Annotated in this window: 7 protein-coding genes; all 7 read right to left on the bottom strand. The window is 69.6% G+C overall.

The window, feature by feature from the left end; translation table 11 throughout:
- Positions 1-470 (bottom strand): LysM peptidoglycan-binding domain-containing protein (locus tag L810_RS42375; RefSeq protein WP_042978360.1); only part of this gene is annotated, 470 nt, incomplete at its 3' end.
- Between the two features lie 5 nt (positions 471-475).
- Positions 476-1,408, bottom strand: coding sequence for a protein-L-isoaspartate(D-aspartate) O-methyltransferase (locus tag L810_RS42370; RefSeq protein WP_021164243.1), 933 nt, complete (start codon positions 1,406-1,408; stop codon positions 476-478).
- Positions 1,405-2,166: a 5'/3'-nucleotidase SurE gene (surE, locus tag L810_RS42365; protein WP_021164242.1), complete on the bottom strand. Its 762-nt coding sequence runs from the start codon at positions 2,164-2,166 to the stop codon at positions 1,405-1,407. Before surE ends, L810_RS42370 begins: the two co-directional genes overlap by 4 nt.
- A gap of 222 nt (positions 2,167-2,388) precedes the next feature.
- Complete coding sequence (locus tag L810_RS42360) at positions 2,389-3,594, bottom strand: CaiB/BaiF CoA transferase family protein (RefSeq protein WP_021164241.1); 1,206 nt, start codon at positions 3,592-3,594, stop codon at positions 2,389-2,391.
- 48 nt (positions 3,595-3,642) lie between these two features.
- Positions 3,643-4,239: a recombination mediator RecR gene (gene recR / locus L810_RS42355; RefSeq protein WP_006478665.1), complete on the bottom strand. Its 597-nt coding sequence runs from the start codon at positions 4,237-4,239 to the stop codon at positions 3,643-3,645.
- 31 nt (positions 4,240-4,270) lie between these two features.
- Positions 4,271-4,597, bottom strand: a complete 327-nt coding sequence (locus tag L810_RS42350; protein WP_006482124.1) for a YbaB/EbfC family nucleoid-associated protein — start codon at positions 4,595-4,597, stop codon at positions 4,271-4,273.
- A 92-nt stretch (positions 4,598-4,689) separates the two neighbouring features.
- Positions 4,690-5,897: DNA polymerase III subunit gamma/tau C-terminal domain-containing protein (locus tag L810_RS42345; RefSeq protein ID WP_042978359.1), on the bottom strand; the 1,208-nt coding region annotated here is incomplete at its 5' end.

The following is a 5,897-nucleotide window of genomic DNA, read 5'->3' as shown; positions in this document are numbered from 1 at the left end:
GGCGTCGCGACCGACGACGTACCGGCAGCCGGCGTTGCCGGGCCGCTGCTGAGCGGCGCGGTAGCGACGGCGGCGCCCGCGATCGGCGCGGCGACCTGCGTGCCCGCAACAGCGGCACCGGCCTGCGGCGACACGCGCAGCAGCTGGTCGACTTCGATCTGATTCGGGTTCGCCAGGTTGTTCCACGCGGCGATGTCGCGATAGTTCTGCCCGTTTTCGAGTGCGATCCGGTACAGCGTGTCGCCCGGCTTTACCCGGTAGTAACCCGGCGGCGCCGGCGGAAGCGGTACCGCGGGCTGCGCGGCGGCAGTCGTGCCGAGCGAACCGGAGCGATCGACGACGGGCGCGTTGTCGAGCCGCGTCGCACAGGCGGCCAGTAGCGTGGAGAACGCAGCTACGCAGATCGCGCGCTGGGCGAGCGTGAGCGGTTCCCTGGAACGGTTGTTTTGCATCGCGCGCAACATACTCATCGGTTTCAAATTACTCCGGATTTTAAAGGGACAAAGAAAACGCGATCAAGCCGTGACTCCCGCCATTGCGCGTGCGCGACGCGCTCGACGAGCGTGAGCACCTGGTGCTGCCCGCTCTGCGCGCCGACCGGCGCGACAAGGCGCCCGCCGATCGCGAGCTGCTCGAGCAGCGCCTGCGGCACGTCGAGCCCCGCCGCCGCGATCACGATCGCGTCGAACGGGGCCGCGGACGGCAGGCCGACACGCCCGTCGCCGTAGTGCAGACGGATGTTCGGCACGCGCAGCGGCCGCAGGTTCAGCTTCGCGCGCTCGTAGAGCGGCTTGATGCGTTCAATCGAATACACGTCGCGTGCCACGTGGCTCAGCACGGCGGCCTGATAGCCGCAGCCCGTGCCGATCTCGAGCACGCGCTCGAGCGTGCGGCCGGCCATCGCGAGCTCGATCATGCGCGCGACAACCGACGGCTTTGAAATGGTCTGCTGGTGGCCGATCGGCAGCGCGGAATCCTCGTAGGCCTGCGTCGCCAGCCCCGGATCCACGAACAGGTGGCGCGGCACCGCGGCCATCGCGTCCAGCACGCGCGCGTCGGTCACGCCGTTCGCGCGCAGCCGTTCGACCATCCGTTCGCGCACGCGTTCCGACGTGAGCGCGAACGCGCCGGCCGGCGCAACGCTCGGCGCGGCCGGCTTCGGCATCGCGGGCTTCAGCGCGGTCGGCTTCGGTGCGGTCGCGGGCTTCGCGGCGGGGGAACCGGGCATGGCCGTGCGCGCGGCAGCGGCTTTCACCGCAACCGGTTTCAGCACGGCCGCGGGCTTGTCGGCGGCCTTCGATGCCGTGACCGCCGCATGGCGTTCGCCGGCCCGACCTTCCGACTTGCGTGGCGCTCGCTTGAGATCTTCGAGCGCGAGCGGAAACCGCTTCGCGCGCTCGCCGCTCATGAAGCCCGCCCTCCGGCGCGCGCCCATTCGCGCGTCGCGGGCAGCATCTGCGTATGCGTGAGGTCCAGCTGCAGCGGCGTGATCGATACGAAACCGTTTGCCACCGCATGAAAATCGGTGCCTTCGCTGGCGTCCAGCGCTTCGCCCGCCGCACCGATCCAGTAGATCGGTTCGCCGCGCGGGTCGATCTGGCGAATCACCGGCTGCGACGGATGACGTTTGCCGAGACGCGTGACTTTCCAGCCTTTCAGTTCGTCGTAAGGCAGGTTCGGAATATTGACGTTCAACAGCGGCTGCCCCGGCAGCGGATGCGCGAGGGAGTGCTCGACGATCTCCGCGGCGACGCGCGCGGCGTCCGCGAGATGGGCCCAGCCCTTGTCGACCAGAGAGAACGCAATGGCCGGCACGCCGAACATGATGCCTTCGGTGGCGGCCGCAACTGTCCCCGAATAGAGCGTGTCTTCGCCCATGTTCTGGCCGTTGTTGATCCCGGAAACGACGAGGTCCGGCCTGGCGTCGGCCATCCCTGTCAACGCGACGTGCACCGAATCGGTCGGCGTGCCGTTCACGTAGAAGAAACCCGTACTCGCTGCGCGCTGCACCGACAGCGGCCGCGACAGCGTGAGGGAATTCGACGCGCCGCTGCAGTTCTGCTCGGGCGCGATCACCGTGAGTTCGGCCAGCGGCTGCAGCGCGTCGCTGAGCGCGGCGAGACCGGGGGCGAGATAGCCGTCGTCGTTGCTGAGTAGGATTCGCATCCGGCGATTGTAACCGAGGAAAGATGGCGCGAGAGCGACAGTCCGGCGACTGCGGAAGGACGGTTGCGGGCAACCGTACACGCTGCACCGCCGCGTTGCGCGGCGGCGTTCCGCACGCTCAGGAAAATGCCCCGCCGCCCCGGGTTTTCCAGCACCAACGGCGCTCGCTTGTGGAACATGCCCTTCGGGGAGCCCGGCGCGAGGCGACAGGCCCAGGGGCGGTCAGATCGCGCCGGCGTCGCGCAGTGCGGCAATCGCCTGCGCATCGTAGCCGAGGCCGCGCAGCACCTCGTCGGTATGCTCGCCGAGTTCGGGCCCGAGCCAGCGCGTTTCGCCCGGCGTGTCCGACAGCTTCGGCGTGATGTTCGGCAACGGAATGTCGGTGCCGTCGGCCAGCTTGAAGCGCTGGATCATCTGCCGCGCGACGAACTGCGGATCGGTGAACATGTCGGCGGCGCTGTAGATGCGTCCGGCAGGCACGTCGGCCGCGTTGAGCACGACGAGCGCTTCATCGATCGTGCGCGGCGCGAGCCATGCGGCAATCGCGTCGTCGATCTCCTGCGTGCGCGGCACGCGCCCGTCGTTTTGCGCGAGCGCGGGATCGTCGGCGAGGTCGTCGCGCTCGATCGCCTTCATCAGCCGCTTGAAGATCGGGTCGCTGTTGCCGCCGATCACGATGCTGCCGTCGCGGCATGCATACGTGTTCGACGGCACGATACCCGGCAGCGACGCGCCGGTGCGCTCGCGCACCATCCCGTACACGCCGTATTCGGGCACCACGCTTTCCATCATGTTGAAGACGGCTTCATACAGTGCAACGTCGACCACCTGCCCCGCGCCGCCGTTGACCTTGCGGTGATGCAATGCCATCAGCGCGCCGATCACGCCATGCAGCGCGGCGATCGAATCGCCGATGGAGATGCCGATGCGCGGCGGCGGCAGGTCGGGATACCCGGTGATGTGGCGCAGCCCGCCCATCGATTCGGCGATCGCGCCGAATCCGGGCCGGTCGCGGTACGGGCCCGTCTGCCCGTAGCCGGACAGGCGCACCATCACGAGGCCCGGGTTCTCGGCCGACAGCACGTCGTAGCCGAGCCCGAGCTTTTCCAGCAGGCCCGGGCGGAAATTCTCGATCACGATGTCGGCCTGGCGCGCGAGTTGCCGCGCGATCGCCTTGCCGGCGTCGGCCTTCAGGTTGAGCGTGACCGATTTCTTGTTGCGCGCCTGCACGGACCACCACAGCGACGTGCCGCCCTGCTCCGGATGGAGCTTGCGCCACTTGCGCAGCGGGTCGCCGCCGTTCGGATCCTCGATCTTGATCACTTCCGCGCCGAATTCGGCGAACAGCCGCGACGCGAACGGCCCCGCGATCAATGTTCCGAATTCGAGCACTTTGACGCCCGCGAGCGGGCCCTGGCTGGTGCTCATGTGTCTCCCTGGCATGAGGAACGGCGCCGCCGACCGGCGGCGCCCGGCTTACATCGTGCGGCGGTCGAGCATCGCGCGGGCGATGGTGCCCGCGTCGACATATTCGAGCTCGCCGCCCACCGGCACGCCACGCGCGAGGCGCGTGACCGCGAGCCCGCGCGCCTTCAGCGTCTGGCCGAGGTAGTGCGCGGTGGCCTCGCCCTCGTTCGTGAAGTTGGTCGCGAGCACGACCTCCTTGACGACCCCGTCGGACGCGCGCCGCACGAGGCGGTCGAAATGGATTTCCTTCGGGCCGATCCCGTCGAGCGGGCTCAGCCGGCCCATCAGCACGAAATACAGCCCGCGGTAAGTCATCGTCTGCTCGAGCATGATCTGGTCGGCGGGCGTCTCGACGACGCACAGCAGCGTCGGATCACGCTCCTCGTCGCTGCAGACCTCGCAGATCTGCGCTTCGGTGAACGTATTGCACTTCTCGCAATGCTGCAGGTGCTCGGTCGCGAACAGCAGCGACCGGCCGAGCCGCTCCGCGCCCTCCCGATCGTGCTGCATCAGGTGGACCGCCATGCGCTGGGCGGATTTCGGCCCGACACCGGGCAGCACGCGCAACGCTTCGACGAGAGCGGACAGGGCGGACGGCTGTTTCATACGGCGGCAAAAAGTGGCACGGACGCCGCGTTCAGAACGGCAGCTTGAAGCCCGGGGGCAGCGGCAGGCCCGACGTCATGCCGCTCATCTTTTCCTGCGACGTGGCTTCGGCCTTGCGCACCGCGTCGTTGAACGCAGCGGCGACGAGATCCTCGAGCATGTCCTTGTCGTCCGCGAGCAGGCTCGGGTCGATCGACACGCGGCGCACTTCGTTGCGGCACGTCATCGTCACCTTGACGAGGCCGGCGCCCGACTGCCCTTCGACTTCGATCAGTGCAAGCTGCTCCTGCATCTTCTTCATGTTTTCCTGCATTTGCTGCGCTTGCTTCATCAGTCCGGCGAGGTTGCCTTTCAACATGGGAATACTCCTTCTTGATCGTGTGAACACCGGCACGCGGCGCGTGCCGGCCAATGTGTGGGCGTGATTGTGCCTGTCGCGGGGCGCTCAGTTCAATGCAGCGTCGGCGGCGGGCCGTCCGGCGCCGCGTCGGCGAGCGGGCGCACCGAACCCTCGACGATGCGCGCACCGAAGTCGCGCACGAGCTGCTGGACGAACGGATCGCCGTGAATCTCCTGCTCGGCCTCACGCTGGCGCGCCGCGCGCGCAGCCGCATCGAGTGCCGCCGCCGTACGCCGGGCGGGCCCGACCTCGACGGCCACCTCGACCGGCTTGCCGAGCGCATCGGCCAGCGCGGCCTTCAGCTTCGCCACCTGCGCAGCGTCCGCATATTGCGGCACCGGCACTGAAAGTTTCAACGTAGTCGCATCGACGGCCGTCAGCTCGCTGTTGAACGCGAGCTGGTACGCGACGCCCTTGAGCGGCAGCCGCGCGGCCAGCGCCGGCCACTCGCCGTCGAAGCCGACTGGATCGAGCGCGATCGCGGGCGGCAGCGGACGCGTGTCGACCGGAGTGGACGGGCGGGCCTCCGCCGGCTTCGGCGTCACGCGCACATCGTCGGGGCCGCTGTCGAATACCGGCACGAAGCCGTCGTCAGGCGGGCCGCCAAACATCTCGTCGGCACTGAGCGGCACGTATTCGTCGGGCGGGATGTCCTCCCACGGCGGCGGGGCCTGACGCGCATCGGCTGCCTGCGGCGCACGGGCCGCCGCGCGCGGCGTCGGTACCTGTACGGCGGCGGGACGCGGCGCGACGGGCTTCTCGGCGGCCGGCTGGGCGGCTGGTTTCGCGGCGGCGCCTGCGCGACCGCGGTCGGACGACACGCGCATCCCCGCATTGCGCAGCACGTCCAGCGCGGCGGCGGCTCCCCCGGAACGCGCTGCCGGACGGGCGGCGGGCTCGGCCAGCGCAGCGCGCGGCACCGGTTCGGCCGGCGCAGCCGGCGTGTCGCTTCGCTGGACAACCGCAGCCGGCGGCTCGGGTTCATCGCGGGCGGGTGTCGGCCTCTCGCTGGCCGGCTCCGCTTGCGGTACAGCGGCCACGCGCGGCTGCGGCGTTTCGATGACCGGCTCATCAACCGAGGCCGGCGCGGATGCGGGGACGGCAACCGGCTTCTCGGCCGGCTGGTCTGCTTCGCCGCCAGCCGGTGCCGGCGCCGCACGCACAACCGGCGCCGCTGGCGCAGCCGTTGCCGTAGCCTGCGGCCGCGCTGCCTCGACGGGTGCGGCGGATACCGGCTTCGCCACGGCAGCCGATGCCG

Origin of the sequence: Burkholderia sp. AU4i, assembly GCF_000466765.1 — a bacterium.
In the GTDB taxonomy this organism is placed as follows: domain Bacteria; phylum Pseudomonadota; class Gammaproteobacteria; order Burkholderiales; family Burkholderiaceae; genus Burkholderia; species Burkholderia cepacia.
This window is presented reverse-complemented; position numbering and strand designations above follow the sequence as displayed.

Excerpts from the sequence above, each read along its gene's own strand:
- L810_RS42370 (WP_021164243.1), bottom strand. The coding sequence starts at position 1,408 with ATGAGCGGCGAGCGCGCGAAGCGGTTTCCGCTCGCGCTCGAAGATCTC.
- surE (WP_021164242.1), bottom strand. The coding sequence starts at position 2,166 with ATGCGAATCCTACTCAGCAACGACGACGGCTATCTCGCCCCCGGTCTC.
- L810_RS42360 (WP_021164241.1), bottom strand. The coding sequence starts at position 3,594 with ATGAGCACCAGCCAGGGCCCGCTCGCGGGCGTCAAAGTGCTCGAATTC.
- recR (WP_006478665.1), bottom strand. The coding sequence starts at position 4,239 with ATGAAACAGCCGTCCGCCCTGTCCGCTCTCGTCGAAGCGTTGCGCGTG.
- L810_RS42350 (WP_006482124.1), bottom strand. The coding sequence starts at position 4,597 with ATGTTGAAAGGCAACCTCGCCGGACTGATGAAGCAAGCGCAGCAAATG.